This window comes from Methylophilus sp. Leaf414 (assembly GCF_001425425.1).
GTDB lineage: Bacteria > Pseudomonadota > Gammaproteobacteria > Burkholderiales > Methylophilaceae > Methylophilus.
On sequence record NZ_LMQQ01000004.1, the window covers coordinates 72387 to 89954 of the forward strand.

Below are 17568 nucleotides of genomic sequence, written 5' to 3' on the forward strand. Positions count from 1 at the left end.
GCTGATTATTTGTTCATTACGTACATAGTTACTTCAAAGCCAAAACGCATTTCAGTAGCAGCTGGTTTAGTCCACATGATAATCTCCTTTGGTTGTTGATGTAAGTGCATCAATGCTGATGTACTTGTATGACTCCCACTATACTTGCTTGTTTCAAATTGATCCTGAATGGATCACGTAAAAGCGGCTCATGATTTTACGTAGTTGGGGCACAGGATTTTTGTTGTTGCCGTACGCTAGCAGCGTAGAATATGGACACAAATCATCGAAAAATGAGGGTGTGACATGATGCAGCGCTTGCCTCGCTGGGTAGAGTGGGGCGGATTTCTACTGGCCATGAATGCTGGCTTTGTGAATGCAGTCGGTGTGTTGGGCTTCCGCCACCAGGCGGTTTCGCACCTGACCGGAATTTCTACTTTTTTCTCAATTGAAATCATGCGGGGTGACAGCTTGCAAATGATGCATTTGTTGTGCGTCATGATTTTCTTTGTGCTGGGCGCGATTATTAGCGGCGTGGTGATAGGCCACGAGGCACTCAGGCTTGGCAGGCAATATCATCTTGCATTGTGGATAGAAGCCGGATTGCTGACATTATCCGTGTTATTGCTGAATCACGGCTGGCTTAGCGGGCAGTGGCTGGCTTCTGCCGCCTGTGGGTTACAGAATGCGATGACCAGTACCTTTAGCGGGGCAGTCGTGCGCACGACGCATGTGTCAGGCTTGTTTACTGATATCGGCATTGCCCTGGGCCTGCGCATACGGGGGCAAGCCGTCGATAAAAGGCGGCTTACATTATATTTAATATTGATTGGTGGTTTTGTTACTGGCGGTGTGCTGGGTGCCTGCAGTTTTATGCGTTGGCAATTCAATGCCCTATGGTGGCCTGTGTGCCATATTATCGGCTTGTCAGTGCTGTATTTCAGTCTCCGGCATCGCGCTTGATAAACGCTGGTATTGACCATCCACATAAAACTGTCACTAATTTGTAATACAATCAAGCTTAGAATTTTTAACATTTCAAGAAGCTAAGGCTATGTCGATTCAAACTGTTGCAACCCAACCATTCACTGACCAAAAGCCCGGTACCTCGGGATTACGCAAAAAAGTACGTGTATTCCAGCAGCCGCATTACCTGCAAAATTTCGTACAGAGTATTTTTGACACCCTGGAAATCCCGGCCGGTGCGACGCTGACAGTCGGAGGTGATGGGCGTTTTTATAACAAAGAAGCGATCCAGATCATCATCAACATGGCAGCAGCCAACGGCTTTGCCAAAGTACTGGTTGGTCAAAACGGCATCCTGTCTACGCCGGCTGCTTCCAATATCATCCGCAAATACCAGACCTTTGGCGGCATTATTTTATCGGCCAGCCACAATCCCGGCGGCCCTGATGATGACTTTGGGATCAAGTACAACACCAGCAATGGTGGCCCGGCACCAGAAAAAATCACGGATACGATTTTTTTGAATAGCACGCAAATCCAGGCGTATAAAATAGTCGATGACCTGCCTGAGATAGATTTGTCTTCCGTAGGTATGACCACGCTGGATGGTTTTACCGTAGAAGTCATAGACGCGGTGGCTGATTACGCAGATTTGATGGAGAGCATGTTTGACTTTGCGGCGATCAAGCGCTGGCTGGCAGATGGGCATCGCCTGAAATTTGACGCCATGCACGCAGTGACCGGCCCCTATGCCAAAGAAGTATTCGTAAACCGGCTCGGCGCGCCAGCCACCAGTTTGATGAACTGCGAAGTTTCGGAAAACTTTGGGGGCGGCCACCCTGACCCTAACCTGACTTATGCAGAAGAGCTTGTGGCCATCGCTTACGGCGAGCAAGCACCCGATTTTTCTGCTGCTTCTGACGGTGATGGCGACCGCAATATGATTCTCGGTAACCGTTTCTTTGTCACGCCCTCTGACAGCCTGGCCTTGATTGCTGCTAATGCCAAATTGATTCCAGCCTACGCCAACGGCTTGTCTGGTGTGGCGCGCTCCATGCCTACCAGCGGCGCGGTTGACCGAGTCGCGGCCAAGCTCGGCATTGATTGCTATGAAACCCCCACTGGCTGGAAGTTTTTTGGCAACCTGATGGATGCGGGCAAAGTGACCTTGTGCGGTGAAGAAAGCTTTGGTACCGGCAGCGACCATGTGCGCGAAAAAGACGGTTTGTGGGCAGTGTTGTGCTGGCTCAATCTGCTGGCGGCGACTGGCGAAAGCGTAGAGTCGCTGGTACGCAAACACTGGCAGCAATATGGGCGTAACGTGTATTCCCGCCATGATTATGAAGCCGTGCCGACCGCCCCTGCGCAAGCCGTGATGAGCCATGTAAAACAGCAGTTTGAAACTTTGCCGGGCCAGGTGTTTGGCAGTTATACCGTCCACACGGTGGATGACTTCAGCTATACCGATCCTATCGATAGTTCTATCAGCACCGGGCAAGGCTTGCGTATCCTGTTTACTTGCGGCTCGCGTGTCGTGATTCGTCTCTCTGGCACCGGGACTGAAGGCGCAACCATCCGGGTTTACCTCGAGGCATACACTCAAGACGCTGCTCAGCAACAACTGGATGCCCAGGATGCTTTGGCGGAACTGATTTCAGTCTCTAACCAGATTTCGAACTTGCCATTATTAACCGGCAGGCAACAACCCACTGTGATTACTTAGAGCAATAGCTGCGCACACGATCAGGGTGAGTAAAAATGATTAAAAAGAGCATTTTTTGGCCGGTGTTAATGTCTGTTGCATTGGTCGCTTGCGGCATCAATCCCGTGACCAAGCAACGTGAGTTCCAGTTCGTCTCGCAGGACAAGGAAATCCAGATCGGCCAGCAAAATTACAGTCCTGCCCGCCAGTCACAAGGCGGCGATTATGTCCTGGATACTGAATTGACCCGTTATGTGCAGCAAGTAGGGCAGAAGCTGGCAGCAGTGTCCGACCGTCCGGATTTACCATATGAGTTTGTGGTATTGAATGACTCTGTCCCGAATGCCTGGGCCATGCCCGGCGGCAAGATTGCATTCAACCGCGGCCTGCTTTACGAGTTGCACAGTGAGGCCGAGCTGGCTGCCGTGCTGGGACACGAGATTGTGCATGCAGCCGCCCGCCATGGTGCCCAGGGCATGGAACGCGGCATGTTTATGCAGGGGGCAATGCTGGCGGTAGGCCTGGCTACCCGCGATTCCAATTATGCCAACCTGGTGGTGGGTGGTGCGCAATTGGGCGGCCAGCTGATTACCAGCAAGTATGGTCGTGACGCCGAATCAGAAGCTGATACCTATGGCATGAAGTATATGAAACTGGCTGGGTATGATCCGGCTGCGGCTGTCACTTTGCAGGAAACTTTTGTCCGGCTGAGTGAAGGCAAGCGGCAGGACTTTATCAGTGGCCTGTTTGCCAGCCATCCGCCATCGCAAGCGCGGGTCGATGAAAACAAAAAAACACTGGCTGAGCTTGGCCCGGGCGGCGAAATGGGCAAAGAAGTCTATGCCGAGAAAGTCACCAAGTTGATGGCGACGCGTGAAGCGTATAAAGCTTACGACGAAGGCAAAGCAGCTTTACAAAAAGGCGATGCCGATAAGGCGAAATCCTTAGCCAAAAAAGCCATTAGCATAGAGCCCAAGGAAGCCCGCTTTCAGGAGTTGTTGGGCGATATTGCGCTGACGCAAAAGAACACTACCGAAGCTCTGGCTTTGTATGACAAAGCTATCAAGATGCAACCTGACTATTTCAAACCGTATGTACAAAGTGGCATTGCCCTTTTCAACGCAGGTAAAAAGGAACAGGCGGAACCTTTCCTGAAAAAAGCCAATGCCTTGCTGCCAACTGCACCCGGCTATGCCCTGCTGGGGCAAATTGCAGAAGGCCGTGGCGAATCAGCGCTGGCATTGCAACACTATCAATTGGCTGCCAGCTCAGATTCAGACATAGGCAAGGATTCAGCCGCTCGCGCCATGCGTCTTGACTTGCCACGCAATCCGGGACGCTACCTGCCTTCCGGCCCGATTGCCGATAATACCGGCCTGGTATATGCCGCCGTGCAAAACAATAGCAATGTCACCGTAGGTCGCGTCCAGGTCAGGATGCTGCAATACGATAACCGTGGCCGCCTGGTCAATCAGACGCGGTCTATGCTGATCACCGGCGGCATTCCTCCTGGCAAGCGTGGCTCGGTAGAAACAGGGATACGTATCCAGGATCAGGCCTCGTTACAGTTTTTCCGTGTGGTGGTTGAAGGGGCCGAGTTGGCACGGTAGTGCCTGCTGAGTGGGAAGATTCATGGCGACACAAGATACCTGCTGTTCAGTTGCTCCGTATTTCCAGATCCATCCGGGTAAGGCAGAAACTTTTCGCGCAATCGCTGAAAAATATGTGCAGTGGTCGGCCCGCGAGCCTGGTTGTTTATATTACGGATTCAGTTTTGATGGCGATTTTGCGCACTGTCGCGAAGGATTCCAGGATGCCAATGCCTTGTTGGCGCATCTGGATAACCTGCGACCTATTCTGCACGAGATGGGTGAAGTGTCCAGCCTGGTGAAAATAGAAATACACGGCGCGGAACAGGAGCTGGCGAAATTGCGTGCGCCTCTGGCAAATATGAATCCGCAATATTTTGTGCTGGAGTTTGGTTTCAGGCGAGGTTAGTGTTTTGCCTGAGTTTCTGTCGAAAGCGTTGTGCTGTCTTCACCATCACGGATAGTCATGACACCGCGATAGAGTCTGACATCCATGCGCCCCAGAAAGCTCATTCCCAATAATGCGTCACCTTCCAGCCCGGGCGTAATCGTCGCCGCGACATCGTTTGCCACAATGCCTCCTAACTGCACGGTTTTCAGTCTCACCAGGTAAGAAACTGCATTGCCATTGGCGGTATGGGTATTGATGGCGTCGGTGCTAGCCAACCCCAGCCGGTCTGCCACATGCTGCGAGATGGCTACACCGGTGGCACCGGTATCTACCAGCACACGTACACGCTCACCATTGATCAGCGCTTCAGCACTGTAATGCCCATCTGGCCCGCGTTTAAGTGTCGCTACATTGAGTTTGCCGACTTGCTCCAGCGTATTTGGATGCTGCACGCGGTCTACCAGTAACCAGACCAGTGCGGCCAAACCCAGCCAAAGCACTACATATAGCAGACTCTGGCCGCGGGAACGTAATCGTTGAGAAAGACGAGGGTAATTGGGCATGTTTTTTCAATGGTGACTTAAAAAGGAATTTTCAAGTCAGGGCGGGCATTCAGTAACAACTCGCGGAAGATATTTTTGATGCGCGCCAGTGCTTTTTCATTGTCTGCTTCAAAACGAAGCACTAATACAGGGGTTGTGTTCGAGGCACGGATCAAGCCAAAGCCATCTGCATACTCTACCCGCAAGCCATCGATATCAATCACTTCAACAGCTGCCGGAAACGCTGCGGTTTCTTGCAGCTGTGCAATCAAGGCATGCGGCTCGCCTTCAGCCATCACTATCTGTAATTCTGGCGTGTTAACGCTATCCGGCAAGGCTTCCAGCACTGCGCTGGCATCATGCACACGGCTGACAATTTCAAGTAAACGTGCGGCACTATAAAGGCCATCGTCAAAGCCGAACCAGCGTTGCTTGCCTTGTTTTTGATCATTGAAGAACAAGTGGCCGGATAACTCGCCACCAATCGCGGCACTGGTCTCTCGGATCTTCGCTTTCATCAAAGAATGACCTGTTTTCCAGATCACCGGTTTGCCACCATGTTTGCGCGTCCACTGGCTCAAATAGCGGGTGGATTTCACATCAAACACAACGCTGCTACCTGGTTGATGTGCTAATACATCTTCAATAAACAGCATCAGCTGACGGTCGCTACGGATGATCTGTCCCGATTTAGTCACCACGCCTAACCTGTCACCATCGCCATCAAACGCCAGTCCAAGTTCGGCATCGCCTGTTTGCAATCTCGCAATCACATCCTGCAGGTTTTTGGCTTCTACGGGGTCTGGGTGATGATTGGGGAAATTGCCATCTACCTCACAAAACAAAGGGTCAACCATGCATCCCAGTGCTTCAAACAAAGCTTGCGCATAGGCACCCGCTACGCCATTGCCGCAATCAACTACCACACGCATGGGGCGCGCCAGTTGAATGTCTTCAACAATCGTTTGCTGATAGGCTGGGTAAATGTCGTAAGTGGAGGTTTTACCAGGGTGAATACTTAAATAAAACTGCTGCTGGTCTATCTGCTGCCGTAGCGCCTGGATGGCTTCACTGCTCAATGTCTCACCGGTAAGCACCATTTTCAAGCCGTTATACTGCGGCGGGTTGTGGCTGCCAGTGATCATCACGCCGCTGGTGCTTCGCGGCAAATAGTGGGTGGCGAAATAAAGCATAGGCGTTGTGACCAGGCCAAGGGAAATAACGTCAACGCCTGTTTGTAATATGCCTTCGGCCAAGGCCCTTGCGAGTGCCGGGCTGGATAAACGACCATCATAGCCCACGCAGATGGATTGCTCGCCAATGGCCTGCGCTTGTGTGCCTAGCGCCAGGCCTATCAGCCGGACAATCTCTGCTGTCAGCGTTTCATCAACAATGCCGCGTATATCGTAGGCTTTAAAAATCGAACCGGGCAATGCAGTTGAGGTCATCTACTCGGCTTCTTCTATCCAGGCCAGTTGTATGCCTTCGAGCACTTTTTCGCCGCAACGAGAAATATCATCATCAAAGCCATCCAGCGCCATTACCCACTGCATTAAATCGGTAAAACGTATGGTTTTAGGATCAATATCGGGATACTTGTCATACAGTTCTTCGGCAATGCGCTGGCTATCGGTCCATTTCATTTTAATCACTTCCTGTTTACTGGATTACACATCATTTGATTATAACTGAGTAGTCAGGATTTAGAACTGAGGGCTTTGCTGCGGTTAACCGTGTTAAGAGTGCCTTTGACAGAATTATCCTACAGTCTTGTCAGACTTGTAGGACTGGTCATGCCAGTTGAGCGTGGCAACATACCAAGATGAATAATGAAGTGAATAACAAGGCCGTGATCGGCAATTCTCCAACACAGACTACAGGCATGCGGACACTGCGCTGGACTGGTGGTTTTTTATTGGTGCTGGTCGTGATCATTGTGTGCTGCGAACTTGCGGGCTGGCCTTTTCTTCGCCAGCCGATGCAAGACTTTACCAGCAAGACATTGCACAGGGATGTCATCATTGAGCGCCCATTTCATCTGCAATTGCTTGGCGGCATCCGCCTGCAAGTAGGCCACTTGCAGATTTCAGCGCCGCCAGAATTTAAGGTCCCTTATTTAGTGGATGCACATGGCTTGGACCTCAAGCTGCGCTACCGTGACTTGTTCCAGCTCGAAGAAGGCCAGGCCTATCGCATTAAAGCTATTCGTGCAGAACAGCTTGATGCCTATATGAAGCGCAATAGCAAGAAAAAAGCCACCTGGGATTTTGAACTGGATGATTCCGGTCCGGCACGCCCTTTCCCGTTTATTGAAGAGCTCTCTGTCAACAAGGGGCAGGCCCGTGTCGATGACGCAGTGACCAAAGCTTACCTCGCTACCAGTTTTTACACCGAAGAAGGTGCACATCTTAAAACGCCGGAATCCAGTCTAAAGGTTAAAGGCGAATTTGGTAAACGCCCTCTAGAGGGTGAACTGGTCACCCAGGGCTTCCTCCCGGTGGCTACGCAAGGTAAAGATTCTGCACCTATCAATTCCAAAGGCTGGCTGAAATATGGTGCGGTCAATCTTAAGTTTGATGGGGCTATCTATGATTTATTCGGTACCCAGCGCGTGAAAGGTAAATTGGATGTCAACGGACCTTCATTAGCAGATGTGGGTGATTTGCTAGACCTGGCTTTCCCTCGCACGCCGCCATTTAAGGTAGCCGCGAAAGTTGAAAAAAATACAGATCAATGGAAGGTCAATGTATCGGATGCGCAAATAGGACGTAGCCGCCTGGCCGGGCAGTTTGTCTACGATTATGGTGATTTAAAGCCTATGCTGACCGGCGACGTGAAAGGTCCGTTGCTTGTACTGGCCGACCTGGCGCCAGCCTTTGGTGCGCCAGCGACTAGCACTACCAGCAACAAGAAACCAGCCAAAATATTCCCCGATGAGTCGCTTGATTTTGCAACTTATGACAGGATGAATGCCAATATCAACATTCATTTTGATGCAGTTGATTTGGGGAGTATTTTTAAAGAACGTATTTCGCCACTGGATTTTCAATTAACCTTGCAGGATCGTAAACTGACGGTTGCGAAATTGAATGCCGGTACCGCTCAGGGAAGCCTCTCGGGCGCATTATTGATTGATGCGCCTGAAGCCAAAAACAAAGATGAATCTGTCAATCCACCAGCACCGAAGTGGGATATTCAACTCGCGCTGAAAAATATTCAGTTAGAAAAGTGGTTAAAGGTGAAGCCGGAGGATCAAACACCTAAAGACAAATCAAAAGATAAAAAGGATGTAGACGAAGATGCGCCTGCTTACATCACCGGCGAGTTAAATGCCAAGGCCAAGCTAAAAGGTGAGGGCAAATCAACAGCCGCCTTATTGAAATCGTTGGATGGGCAATTGGCATTGATGGTGCGTGATGGCGAAATCTCGCACTTGGTTGTTGAAGCCACAGGACTGGATATCGCGCAAAGTGTAGGCTTGTTATTAGGAGGGGACCACTCTCTCCCCATGCAGTGTGCGGCAATGGGCTTGAACGCCAAACAGGGCGTGTTAACGCCTGAAGCTGCCTTGATCGACACGCCGGTCACCACAGTCTACATTCATGGCAATATGGATTTGGGTGAAGAACAATTTAACCTTAAATTGCAGGCTAATCCGAAAAACTTCTCGCCATTCACTGTGCGCTCGCCGATTTTAGTAACTGGTCCATTTGTGAGTCCAAACGTATCAATCAGCCCTGGCCCTATCGCAGCGCGCGTCGCCGGTAGCGTCTTGCTGGCTATCGTGACACCATTTGCCGCGATTCTGCCATTCCTGGACCCTGGTAGTAGTGATCAACCTGCCAATGAAGGATGCCTGCAAACATTGCAAGAGCTGAAGTCAAAAGGTAAGCGCTAGTTTCTTCGCAAACTTTCATGAAAGCGGGGCAAAAAAAGAGCCCAACCGTAGTTGGGCTAGGGAGCGATTTTGGAGATACGCTTACGAATTCTATTTAGCATAACTTGTGCCAGTTTTATAAATTCCATTTAAATCAAATGGATAGCTTAAATTAAAATTAATTATATTGTTGCCAATTAAACAATTGCTTTGTAATGTGCACCTATTTGGTGCAGGCTGGACTAAGCTGGCGCACATCACCCGATCATCAGGCGCAACTTTATTTCAATGGTGCTAATTCAGTTGTTTGAAAAGCCTGAGTAATTTAGTCGGAAAAATACAGCTTAAAAACAAGCCAAGTCGCATCACATAGTCGCATCATGTTAAAATCCGGCTTTATTTTTATGAATACGGAAACTTGATCGTCATGTTTAGCTTTTCAAGAAACTTAAATGTTGCCGACCCGGCGTTAGCGCAAATGATTTCGTCTGAAGTCGAACGCCAGCATCAGCATATTGAATTGATCGCTTCAGAAAACTACACCAGCCCGGCAGTGATGGAAGCGCAAGGTTCACAGCTGACCAACAAATATGCCGAGGGTTACCCTGGCAAACGTTTTTACGGTGGCTGTGAGTTTGTTGATCAGGTTGAGCAACTGGCGATTGATCGCTTGCAAGCGTTGTATGGCGCCGAGTATGCCAATGTGCAGCCGCATTCAGGTTCACAGGCCAACCAGGCTGTGTATTTCTCTATCCTGAAACCGGGCGATACGGTGATGGGGATGAACCTTGGTCACGGTGGTCACCTGACACACGGTTCTCCGGCTAACTTGTCCGGTAAATTATTCAATATCGTGCCATATGGCTTAAACGATAAGGAAGAAATCGATTATGACGAGATGGAGCGTATTGCCATCGAGTGCAAGCCAAAATTGCTGATCGGTGGTGCATCCGCTTACGCCCTGCGTTTTGACTGGGCACGTATGGCTGAAATCGCCAAAAAAGTCGGTGCCTATTTCATGGTGGATATGGCGCACTACTCAGGCCTGATTGCTGCCGGCGTGTATCCTAATCCGGTACCGCATGCTGACTTCGTGACTTCTACTACCCACAAAACCTTGCGTGGTCCTCGTGGCGGTATCATTTTGGCTAAAGCTGAATTTGAGAAATCCATCAATTCCAATGTGTTCCCAAGCTTGCAAGGTGGCCCGTTGATGCACGTGATTGCCGGTAAAGCGACCGCTTTCCTGGAAGCGGCACAACCTGAGTTCAAGGTTTACCAGGAGCAGGTATTGAAAAATGCCAGCGCAATGGCTAAAACACTAGCCGAGCGTGGCCTGCGCATTATTTCCGGACGTACCGAGTCGCATGTGTTCCTGGTCGATTTGCGCCCTAAAAACCTGACTGGTAAAGCCGCGGATGCTTACCTTGGCCAGGCGCATATCACAGTCAATAAAAATGCAATTCCTAACGATCCGGAAAGTCCATTCGTCACTTCCGGTATCCGTATCGGTTCACCAGCGATTACGACACGTGGCTTTAAAGAGGCCGAAGCTGTGCAAGTCGCTAATTTAATTGCGGACGTGCTGGATAATCCTGAAAGTGCGGAAGTGATTGAAGCGACCAAGGCAAAAGTACATGCCTTGACGGATGCATTTCCTGTTTACGGTAAATAAGCAGCGCTTTGACCGCGTTGACCTGATATGAAGTGTCCGTTTTGCGGTGCTGATGATACACAGGTAGTGGATTCCCGCCTCAATGAGGAGGGGAATTCCATACGCCGTCGTCGCCGTTGCCAGGTGTGTGACAAACGCTTTACCACCTATGAAACGGCGGAATTGCATCTGCCGCAAGTGGTTAAACAGAATGGCACGCGTGAAGAGTTCAAACGGGAAAAACTGCGGGTTTCTTTCACCCGTGCTTTACACAAACGCCCGGTGCCAACCGAGTATGTGGACAAGGCGCTGGATAGAATTGTCCAGAAAATATTAGGCCTGGGCGCGCGTGAGGTGCCTGCGCGATTGCTTGGTGAAACCGTCATGCAAGAGTTGAAACAAATGGATCAGGTGGCGTATATCCGCTTTGCTTCAGTCTATCGAAGCTTTTCGGATGTGGATGATTTCCATAATGCCATCCGTGACCTGGACAATTAACCGTTAACGACACTACCCGAAAGGTAAGCGCATGAAACTGATCAGGATATCTGCGATTGTGCTGGCGGTATTTACGGTCATACTCACCATTGTATTTTTCACCTGGTGGGCATTTAAAGACCAGGCCGTGTTTGGCAGTGAAAAATTTGACCAGACGCGCTGGATAGAGTTATCCAATACCGTGCAAAAAGATTGTCGACGCGGTGATATGGCATACGACTTGAAAAGCCACATCCTGATCCGTGGTGCCAAAAAAGAAGCGGTAATGGCTTTGCTGGGCCGACCCAGCCTGGAAGATGCCAACGCGCTGGAGTATGACCTGGGTAAATGTATGCATGTGTATCACGCATTACGGATTTATTTTGACCAGGATGGCCGGCTGACGCATAGCCAGATTTCCTCACACTAATCATAAGCGCTTGAATAACGAATTGTTGTATTGCGCTTTACTAGCTGTATCACGACATGACTCAAGACAAAAACCCGCAGGCGCGGGTTTTTTTGTATCATTTGGTTATGCAATGGACAACACAAGATTTTGAATGGATGACGCAGGCGCTCAGGTTGGCCGAGCGTGGCTTGTATACAACTTCACCGAATCCACGCGTAGGCTGCGTGATTGTGAAAAATGGACAGCTGATTGGTGAAGGCGTTCATCTCAAGGCGGGAGAGCCTCATGCCGAAGTACATGCTTTGAGGCAGGCTGGTAACCATACTAAAGGCGCCACTGCGTATGTCACATTAGAACCATGTAGCCACTATGGCCGTACGCCACCCTGCGCTCACGCACTGGTTGAAGTCGGTGTCAGCCGGGTAGTGATTGCGATGCAAGACCCTAACCCGCTTGTGGCAGGCAAAGGCATTGCGTATTTGCAATCGCATGGCATAGAGGTCACTTCCGGCTTGCTGCAAACGCAGGCGCAAGCGCTTAATCCTGGTTTTATACTGCGCATGACGCAACAACGTCCTTATGTGCGTTTAAAAGTAGCCGCCAGCCTGGATGGTAAAACGGCTTTAGCGAATGGTGCCAGTCAATGGATTACTTCCGCTGCTTCACGTAAAGATGTACATCACTGGCGTGCGCGCAGCTGCGCCATGCTGACTGGCATAGGTACAGTATTGCATGATGACCCTTCGCTAACGGTACGCGAAGTAGATACGCCCCGGCAACCTTTACGCGTGATTGTCGATAGCCAATTACGTATCCCGTTAAATGCCAGGGTCTTGCATGGTGGCCATGCCGTCATCGCTTACGCACAAGCTCCGCAAGATAAGCTGGCACTATTGCAGGCACAGGGTGTCCAAACGATTGCTTTGCCCGATGCTGCCGGGCAGATAGACATCAATGCTTTACTCAAGATTTTGGCCCAACAGCAAATCAATGAAGTCATGGTTGAAGCGGGCGCCGGGCTTAACGGTGCAATGCTGCAAAGCGGGTTGGTAGACGAGTTATTAATGTATTACGCGCCCAAGTTCATGGGTAATACAGGCGCGGGTATGTTTAACTTGCCAGCTTTTGAGACGATGTCGCAGGCGTTGGATCTAAACATTATTGATGTTCGCCATTTTGGCCAGGATATTCGCATTCAGGCCAAGTGTCGCTAACGCCAAATTTAATCACTGTTAAGTACTCCATGTTAATTGACACCCACTGCCATCTGGACGCCGCAGAGTTTGATGCCGACCGTGAAGCGGTCTGGCAATCGGCGCTGGATGCCGGTGTGCGCTCCATCGTTATCCCTGGCGTGCTGGCTGATAACTTCCAGCCGATCATGCAATGGTGTGCACAACACCCTCAGGCTGCATTTGCCTTGGGCTGGCATCCATTGTTTGTAGATCAGGCAACCGATGACGCCCTGGAACATCTGCAACAGACTATCGCAAACGTATTGCAAGGACCGCAGGCGCATCAGCTAGTGGCTATTGGCGAGATCGGGCTGGATTTTTATATCACTCGCGACAACGAGGCGCACCAGATCGCGATGTTTGAAGGGCAATTGCAACTCGCCAGGCAATTTGAGTTACCGGTTATCCTGCATGTGCGCAGTTCTATAGATACAGTACTTAAGTATTTACGCAAGCACAATATTCATCAAGGCATTGCCCATGCTTTCAATGGCAGCCGTCAGCAGGCAGATGCAATGGCTGCACAGGGATTAAAAATGGGTTTTGGTGGTGCCATGACCTGGCCGCGTGCACTCAGGATTCGAAAACTGGCTGAAGAACTGCCATTGGAACATATCGTTTTAGAGACAGATGCGCCAGATATACAGCCGGTCTGGATAGGCCATCACCGTCGCAACACCCCTGATCAATTAAAAAAGATAGCTGAGGAAATAGCCTCAATTCGCCGCATTGAAATTTCGCAACTCATTGAAATGACAGGTAAAAATTCTTTGCAAGTTTTGCCTAAATTAGCCCATTTATGCACATGACTTAAAGTGACACATTAAGAATGTGTCCAAAGTGTTTCAATTATAGTGGTGCTGTTTAAGTCATTGATTTTAAACAATAAAAAAATAGATTAAAAAATGAACTTTTGGAAAAAACCCTTATAAATTGGTAAGTTACGCTTTTAAGACACAGCAATCCACAAAGTTATCCACAGTTTTTGTGGATGGAAAATTTGAGCTAGTCCTACAAAAAAATGCAAGCTGTTTTACACATATTTTTGTAAATAAAAATAAACCATACTGTTTTTGGAAATCATGAAAATCCGACACCAGCATTACCGAACAATATGGCGTGATGCGCAAACCGTATGCATCATAGATCAAACCCAATTGCCATTTGCATTGGTGATTGAACGCATCAGCACGCATCAGCAAATGTGCCACGCCATTAAGACCATGCAAGTGCGCGGTGCGCCATTAATTGGTGCTGCCGCAGCATATGGCATCGCTTTAGGTGCCCAGCGGAATGCCGATGATCACAGCCTGCACAATATAGCCAGCCAATTGATTGCTACCAGGCCGACTGCTGTGAATCTGGCCTGGGCAGCACAACGCATGACACAACAACTCTTATCCCTGCCTGATATCCAAAGAGCACATGCCGCATGGGAGTTGGCGCAGGCCATTGCGGATGAAGATGTAGAGCAAAACCATGCCATAGGCCAGCATGGCAAACTATTGATAGCCGAAATAGCCGCAGATTCCACACGGGTAATCAATATCCTTACACATTGCAATGCAGGCTGGTTAGCCACCGTAGATGGCGGCACTGCACTGGCGCCGATTTATGCGACCCATGATAGCGGTTTAAACATACATGTATGGGTGGATGAAACCAGGCCACGTAACCAGGGTGCAAGCTTAACCGCCTGGGAGCTCGCCCAGCATGGCGTGCCGCATACGGTAATCACCGACAATGCCGGCGGCTATTTAATGCAGCATGGGCAAGTGGATATGGTCATTGTCGGTGCCGACCGTGTGACTGGCAATGGTGATGTCTGCAATAAAATCGGTACTTATCTCAAGGCGCTGGCAGCTTATGACCAGCAGGTGCCGTTTTATGCGGCGGTGCCAACGCCCACCATAGACTGGAAGTTAATGCAGGGAACGGATATCGAAATTGAAATGCGTGATGCGGATGAAGTGGCCTATATGCGAGGGCAAAATGAGCAAGGGCAAGTTTGCCAGATCCGCGTTATCCCGCACGAAAGTGCGGCATTGAATCCGGCATTTGATGTCACTCCGGCGCGGCTGGTGACCGGCATGATTACCGAGCGCGGCGTTTTCCGTCCTGAACAATTACAGTCCCTGGAGTTATCGCGGTGAGTACGCCCGCACCAGCCATGCAGCTATTGGAAGCTGCCCGCAACCTGAGTGCCCTTGGCTTGAATAAGGGCACTTCCGGTAATGCCAGCATTAGGCTGTCAGATGGTTTTCTGGTCACGCCTTCAGGTGTGCCCGCCGAACAGCTGTCAGAAGATAGCATGGTGTATATGCAGTGGAATGGCACACCGGAGCCCGGTAAGAAACCTTCAAGTGAGTGGCGCATACATATGGATATTTTGCAGGCCCGGCCTGAAGTGAATGCCATTCTGCATTGCCATAGCATGTTCGCCACCACTATTGCCTGCCTGGGACGGAATGTGCCGCCGTTTCATTACATGATTGCTGCTGTTGGAGGCGATAATATTCGCTGTGCACCGTATGCGCTGTTTGGCACGCAAGCGTTATCCGATACAGCCGTTGTGGCATTACAAGATCGCAAAGCCTGTTTGCTAGCACATCACGGCATGCTGGCGCTAGGCAAGGACTTATCACAGGCCCTGGCCATCGCTGTCGAAGTGGAAAATCTATGTGAGCAGTATTGGCGCCTATTGCAATTGGGCGAACCTAAACTGTTGAGTGCGCAGCAGATGCAGGAAGTGGAAGCGCAGTTCAAAGATTATGGACAGTGGAAAAAATAACTGACTGTTATTGTTATTGTTAATCAGTGATTGGCTTGAGCGCGTTAAAGCTTGGGAAAAAGCCCTTGTGTGGTTAAGCGCAATAGTTTTCCCGGATCACAAATATATTCATGTCCAGTCGAAGTCCCCGATTCCGGCGCCGCTAAAATAGCTTCTTTTGGTGCGTAACACTTTAACAATACACCCCCAGACTCTACTGCGTTGAGGCCTTTAGCATAAGTGGTCGCAATCTCTTCATAGATCGTCCAGCAAAATCCAATCTTATCCTGGTCAAATAAAAACCAGCTTTCGCCGCGATACAAGGTCACGCCATCACCGTTATAGCCAGGTAAAGCCCTCCTAAGTACCTCAAGAATTAAGGTGTCGTCCTTGATTTTGGCGCGCAAGTCACCACCGTAAATCAGCCACAAGGACTGAATTTTTTCTTTCAAGAAGATCGATTCATCATTAACACTGGCGAGGTAAGTGAAAGTTTCGCGCCATAAGGACGCATCGGTTGCGTTCACGTATGTGCCGTTACAAAACTGCCTGGCGAGAGATTGTGGTGTGACTATCATTCAAAATAATGTATTGAGTAAACAGTTATTGAGTTAATTTCTAGCCGACTGATTGCGCCAGCATCGCTACCAAGAGTGAAACTTGGAAGGTAGGCTAAAAAATCCCAGATAACAAATTAATCTTCGACTGGTTGTTGAGGCGTGTCCAGTACAAGTTGATAAAACCCTAAATCCAGCCACCGGCCGAATTTGTATGCTGCCTGCGCGATTGTGCCCGCATGCGTGAAACCAAGCTTTTCGTGCAACATTACACTGCCGGTATTGGCAATATCAATCCCACCCACCATTACATGTACCTGGTTTGTTCTCGCTGCTGCTATCAGTTGTTGCATTAGCTGCAAACCCACACCTTTGCCTCTGTGGTGTTTATGCATGTATACCGAATGTTCGACTGTGTATTTGTAAGCTGGCCAGGCACGGAAGGTGCCATAACTGGCAAAGCCCAAGAGTGTGTCATTCGCATCTATCGTGCCAATGACTGGGAAACGATTATCGTGTTTGGTCTGAAACCAGCCTCGCATGGATGCAAGCGTGCGGGTTTGTAATCATAGAGCGCTGTTGAATGAACAATAGCTTCGTTCAGTATGTCTAGTATGGCTTGCGCATGAGAGTCAAACTGACAGTGAATGAATTGCAAATGGCTTTCCTGCGGCATCGGCGTAGATTAAATATGCACCCACTCGCCATCGATCAGTTTTTCCTGTGGCTGGAACTGTTGCTTGTAAGTCATTTTTTCGCTATCGGCAATCCAGTAGCCCAGATAAAGATAAGGCAGCCCTAGCTGCTTGGCCCAATCGATTTGCCACAGGATACTGTAAGTGCCATAACTGGCTTTATCGTTAGTGTCGTAAAAAGTGTATACCGCAGATAATCCATCAGCCACCAGGTCGACCACACTGACCATTTTGAGTACTTTTTGCTCATCCCGGAATTCGATCATGATACTTTCGACATTGGTCTGACATAAAAACTGCTGGTACTGAGAGGCTTCGTCTTCAAGTTCGCCAACATGGTCGTGGCCATTAGCGTGCCGTTGCTTCTGGTAAGCGTGGTATAGCGTAAAGTGCTCTTGCTGGTAGCTGGTTTCAATAATGGTGATTTGTAAATTGGCGTGTTTTTTAAACGCGCGTTGCTGGCTGCGGGTGGGTGTGAATTGCTCAACCGGCAAACGCACCGAAATGCAGGCATTGCATTGCTCACAATGCGGCCGGTAAGCAAACTTGCCACTGCGGCGAAAGCCCTGCTGTATCAACCCACTATATACATTTGCATCCACCAGGTTTTGCGGCGTGGCAATCAGGCTTTGTGCCAGTTTTTTTGGCAGGTACCCGCAAGGGTAGGCAGTGGTCACATAGAACTGCAGTTTCTGCAGCGAGGCATCGTTAGGCAGCGTCAT

At 49.6% G+C, this 17568-nt stretch carries 19 protein-coding genes; 12 read left to right on the forward strand and 7 right to left on the reverse strand.

Features of this window, described 5'->3' with window-relative positions:
• Window positions 1-5: 5 nt before the first annotated feature.
• On the reverse strand, window positions 6-77 hold the full coding sequence (pqqA, locus tag ASG24_RS14895; protein WP_081624291.1) for a pyrroloquinoline quinone precursor peptide PqqA: 72 nt from the start codon (window positions 75-77) through the stop codon (window positions 6-8).
• Between the two features lie 208 nt (window positions 78-285).
• Here pqqA and ASG24_RS09415 point away from each other — a divergent pair, with 208 nt between their 5' ends.
• The 4 genes from ASG24_RS09415 to ASG24_RS09430 all read left to right on the forward strand — a co-directional run bounded on the left by ASG24_RS09415 (window position 286) and on the right by ASG24_RS09430 (window position 4645).
• Window positions 286-942 carry a YoaK family protein gene (locus tag ASG24_RS09415; protein ID WP_055870651.1) on the forward strand — a complete coding sequence of 219 codons (657 nt, stop codon included), beginning with the start codon at window positions 286-288 and terminating at the stop codon, window positions 940-942.
• A 91-nt stretch (window positions 943-1033) separates the two neighbouring features.
• On the forward strand, window positions 1034-2668 hold the full coding sequence (locus ASG24_RS09420) for an alpha-D-glucose phosphate-specific phosphoglucomutase (protein ID WP_055870654.1): 1635 nt from the start codon (window positions 1034-1036) through the stop codon (window positions 2666-2668).
• 35 nt (window positions 2669-2703) lie between these two features.
• Window positions 2704-4257 (forward strand): M48 family metalloprotease, encoded by a 1554-nt coding sequence (locus ASG24_RS09425; RefSeq protein ID WP_055870656.1) that lies wholly within the window; start codon window positions 2704-2706, stop codon window positions 4255-4257.
• A gap of 22 nt (window positions 4258-4279) precedes the next feature.
• A complete protein-coding gene (locus tag ASG24_RS09430; protein ID WP_055870661.1) occupies window positions 4280-4645 on the forward strand; it encodes a putative quinol monooxygenase in 366 nt (121 codons plus the stop codon).
• On the opposite strand, the gene ASG24_RS09435 is transcribed toward ASG24_RS09430, so the two are convergent.
• From ASG24_RS09435 to iscX, 3 genes are read right to left on the reverse strand one after another with little or no spacing between them, the layout of a single operon-like run.
• Entirely contained in the window at window positions 4642-5190 is a 549-nt protein-coding gene (locus ASG24_RS09435; RefSeq protein ID WP_055870664.1) for a TIGR02281 family clan AA aspartic protease, read from the reverse strand. The two genes, ASG24_RS09430 and ASG24_RS09435, sit on opposite strands and share 4 nt — an antisense overlap.
• A 17-nt stretch (window positions 5191-5207) precedes the next feature.
• Window positions 5208-6617, reverse strand: a complete 1410-nt coding sequence (locus ASG24_RS09440; protein ID WP_055870667.1) for a phosphomannomutase/phosphoglucomutase — start codon at window positions 6615-6617, stop codon at window positions 5208-5210.
• The gene (iscX, locus tag ASG24_RS09445) at window positions 6618-6812 is read right to left on the reverse strand and encodes a Fe-S cluster assembly protein IscX (RefSeq protein WP_055829873.1); all 195 of its coding nucleotides are present in this window, start codon (window positions 6810-6812) and stop codon (window positions 6618-6620) included.
• 179 nt (window positions 6813-6991) lie between these two features.
• Here iscX and ASG24_RS09450 point away from each other — a divergent pair, with 179 nt between their 5' ends.
• The 8 genes from ASG24_RS09450 (at window position 6992) to ASG24_RS09485 (ending at window position 15615) form a co-directional block, all read left to right on the forward strand.
• Window positions 6992-9067: an AsmA family protein gene (locus ASG24_RS09450; protein ID WP_055870670.1), complete on the forward strand. Its 2076-nt coding sequence runs from the start codon at window positions 6992-6994 to the stop codon at window positions 9065-9067.
• A 406-nt stretch (window positions 9068-9473) separates the two neighbouring features.
• Entirely contained in the window at window positions 9474-10721 is a 1248-nt protein-coding gene (gene glyA, locus ASG24_RS09455) for a serine hydroxymethyltransferase (RefSeq protein WP_055870673.1), read from the forward strand.
• 27 nt (window positions 10722-10748) lie between these two features.
• Entirely contained in the window at window positions 10749-11198 is a 450-nt protein-coding gene (nrdR, locus tag ASG24_RS09460) for a transcriptional regulator NrdR (RefSeq protein ID WP_055870676.1), read from the forward strand.
• Window positions 11199-11229: 31 nt separating this feature from the next.
• A complete protein-coding gene (locus ASG24_RS09465; protein WP_055870679.1) occupies window positions 11230-11607 on the forward strand; it encodes a hypothetical protein in 378 nt (125 codons plus the stop codon).
• Window positions 11608-11714: 107 nt separating this feature from the next.
• Window positions 11715-12803, forward strand: coding sequence for a bifunctional diaminohydroxyphosphoribosylaminopyrimidine deaminase/5-amino-6-(5-phosphoribosylamino)uracil reductase RibD (ribD, locus tag ASG24_RS09470; protein WP_055872016.1), 1089 nt, complete (start codon window positions 11715-11717; stop codon window positions 12801-12803).
• A gap of 29 nt (window positions 12804-12832) precedes the next feature.
• Window positions 12833-13633 carry a TatD family hydrolase gene (locus ASG24_RS09475; RefSeq protein ID WP_055829863.1) on the forward strand — a complete coding sequence of 267 codons (801 nt, stop codon included), beginning with the start codon at window positions 12833-12835 and terminating at the stop codon, window positions 13631-13633.
• Between the two features lie 273 nt (window positions 13634-13906).
• Complete coding sequence (gene mtnA / locus ASG24_RS09480) at window positions 13907-14977, forward strand: S-methyl-5-thioribose-1-phosphate isomerase (RefSeq protein ID WP_055870682.1); 1071 nt, start codon at window positions 13907-13909, stop codon at window positions 14975-14977.
• Window positions 14974-15615, forward strand: a complete 642-nt coding sequence (locus tag ASG24_RS09485; RefSeq protein ID WP_055870684.1) for a class II aldolase/adducin family protein — start codon at window positions 14974-14976, stop codon at window positions 15613-15615. The genes mtnA and ASG24_RS09485 overlap by 4 nt, the downstream gene beginning before the upstream one ends.
• Window positions 15616-15659: 44 nt before the next feature.
• On the opposite strand, the gene ASG24_RS09490 is transcribed toward ASG24_RS09485, so the two are convergent.
• From ASG24_RS09490 to ASG24_RS09500, 3 genes are all read right to left on the reverse strand, one after another.
• Window positions 15660-16121 (reverse strand): hypothetical protein, encoded by a 462-nt coding sequence (locus ASG24_RS09490; RefSeq protein WP_235562380.1) that lies wholly within the window; start codon window positions 16119-16121, stop codon window positions 15660-15662.
• Between the two features lie 167 nt (window positions 16122-16288).
• Window positions 16289-16693: a GNAT family N-acetyltransferase gene (locus ASG24_RS09495; RefSeq protein ID WP_235562381.1), complete on the reverse strand. Its 405-nt coding sequence runs from the start codon at window positions 16691-16693 to the stop codon at window positions 16289-16291.
• 143 nt (window positions 16694-16836) lie between these two features.
• Window positions 16837-17568, reverse strand: coding sequence for an arginyltransferase (locus ASG24_RS09500; protein WP_055870689.1), 732 nt, complete (start codon window positions 17566-17568; stop codon window positions 16837-16839).

Bases quoted from the DNA above. Each gene is read 5' to 3' on its own strand.
- ASG24_RS09415 (WP_055870651.1), top strand. From the start codon at position 286: ATGATGCAGCGCTTGCCTCGCTGGGTAGAGTGGGGCGGATTTCTACTG.
- ASG24_RS09420 (WP_055870654.1), top strand. From the start codon at position 1,034: ATGTCGATTCAAACTGTTGCAACCCAACCATTCACTGACCAAAAGCCC.
- ASG24_RS09425 (WP_055870656.1), top strand. From the start codon at position 2,704: ATGATTAAAAAGAGCATTTTTTGGCCGGTGTTAATGTCTGTTGCATTG.
- ASG24_RS09430 (WP_055870661.1), top strand. From the start codon at position 4,280: ATGGCGACACAAGATACCTGCTGTTCAGTTGCTCCGTATTTCCAGATC.
- ASG24_RS09435 (WP_055870664.1), bottom strand. From the start codon at position 5,190: ATGCCCAATTACCCTCGTCTTTCTCAACGATTACGTTCCCGCGGCCAG.
- ASG24_RS09440 (WP_055870667.1), bottom strand. From the start codon at position 6,617: ATGACCTCAACTGCATTGCCCGGTTCGATTTTTAAAGCCTACGATATA.
- iscX (WP_055829873.1), bottom strand. From the start codon at position 6,812: ATGAAATGGACCGATAGCCAGCGCATTGCCGAAGAACTGTATGACAAG.
- ASG24_RS09450 (WP_055870670.1), top strand. From the start codon at position 6,992: ATGAATAATGAAGTGAATAACAAGGCCGTGATCGGCAATTCTCCAACA.
- glyA (WP_055870673.1), top strand. From the start codon at position 9,474: ATGTTTAGCTTTTCAAGAAACTTAAATGTTGCCGACCCGGCGTTAGCG.
- nrdR (WP_055870676.1), top strand. From the start codon at position 10,749: ATGAAGTGTCCGTTTTGCGGTGCTGATGATACACAGGTAGTGGATTCC.
- ASG24_RS09465 (WP_055870679.1), top strand. From the start codon at position 11,230: ATGAAACTGATCAGGATATCTGCGATTGTGCTGGCGGTATTTACGGTC.
- ribD (WP_055872016.1), top strand. From the start codon at position 11,715: ATGCAATGGACAACACAAGATTTTGAATGGATGACGCAGGCGCTCAGG.
- ASG24_RS09475 (WP_055829863.1), top strand. From the start codon at position 12,833: ATGTTAATTGACACCCACTGCCATCTGGACGCCGCAGAGTTTGATGCC.
- mtnA (WP_055870682.1), top strand. From the start codon at position 13,907: ATGAAAATCCGACACCAGCATTACCGAACAATATGGCGTGATGCGCAA.
- ASG24_RS09495 (WP_235562381.1), bottom strand. From the start codon at position 16,693: ATGCGAGGCTGGTTTCAGACCAAACACGATAATCGTTTCCCAGTCATT.
- ASG24_RS09500 (WP_055870689.1), bottom strand. From the start codon at position 17,568: ATGACGCTGCCTAACGATGCCTCGCTGCAGAAACTGCAGTTCTATGTG.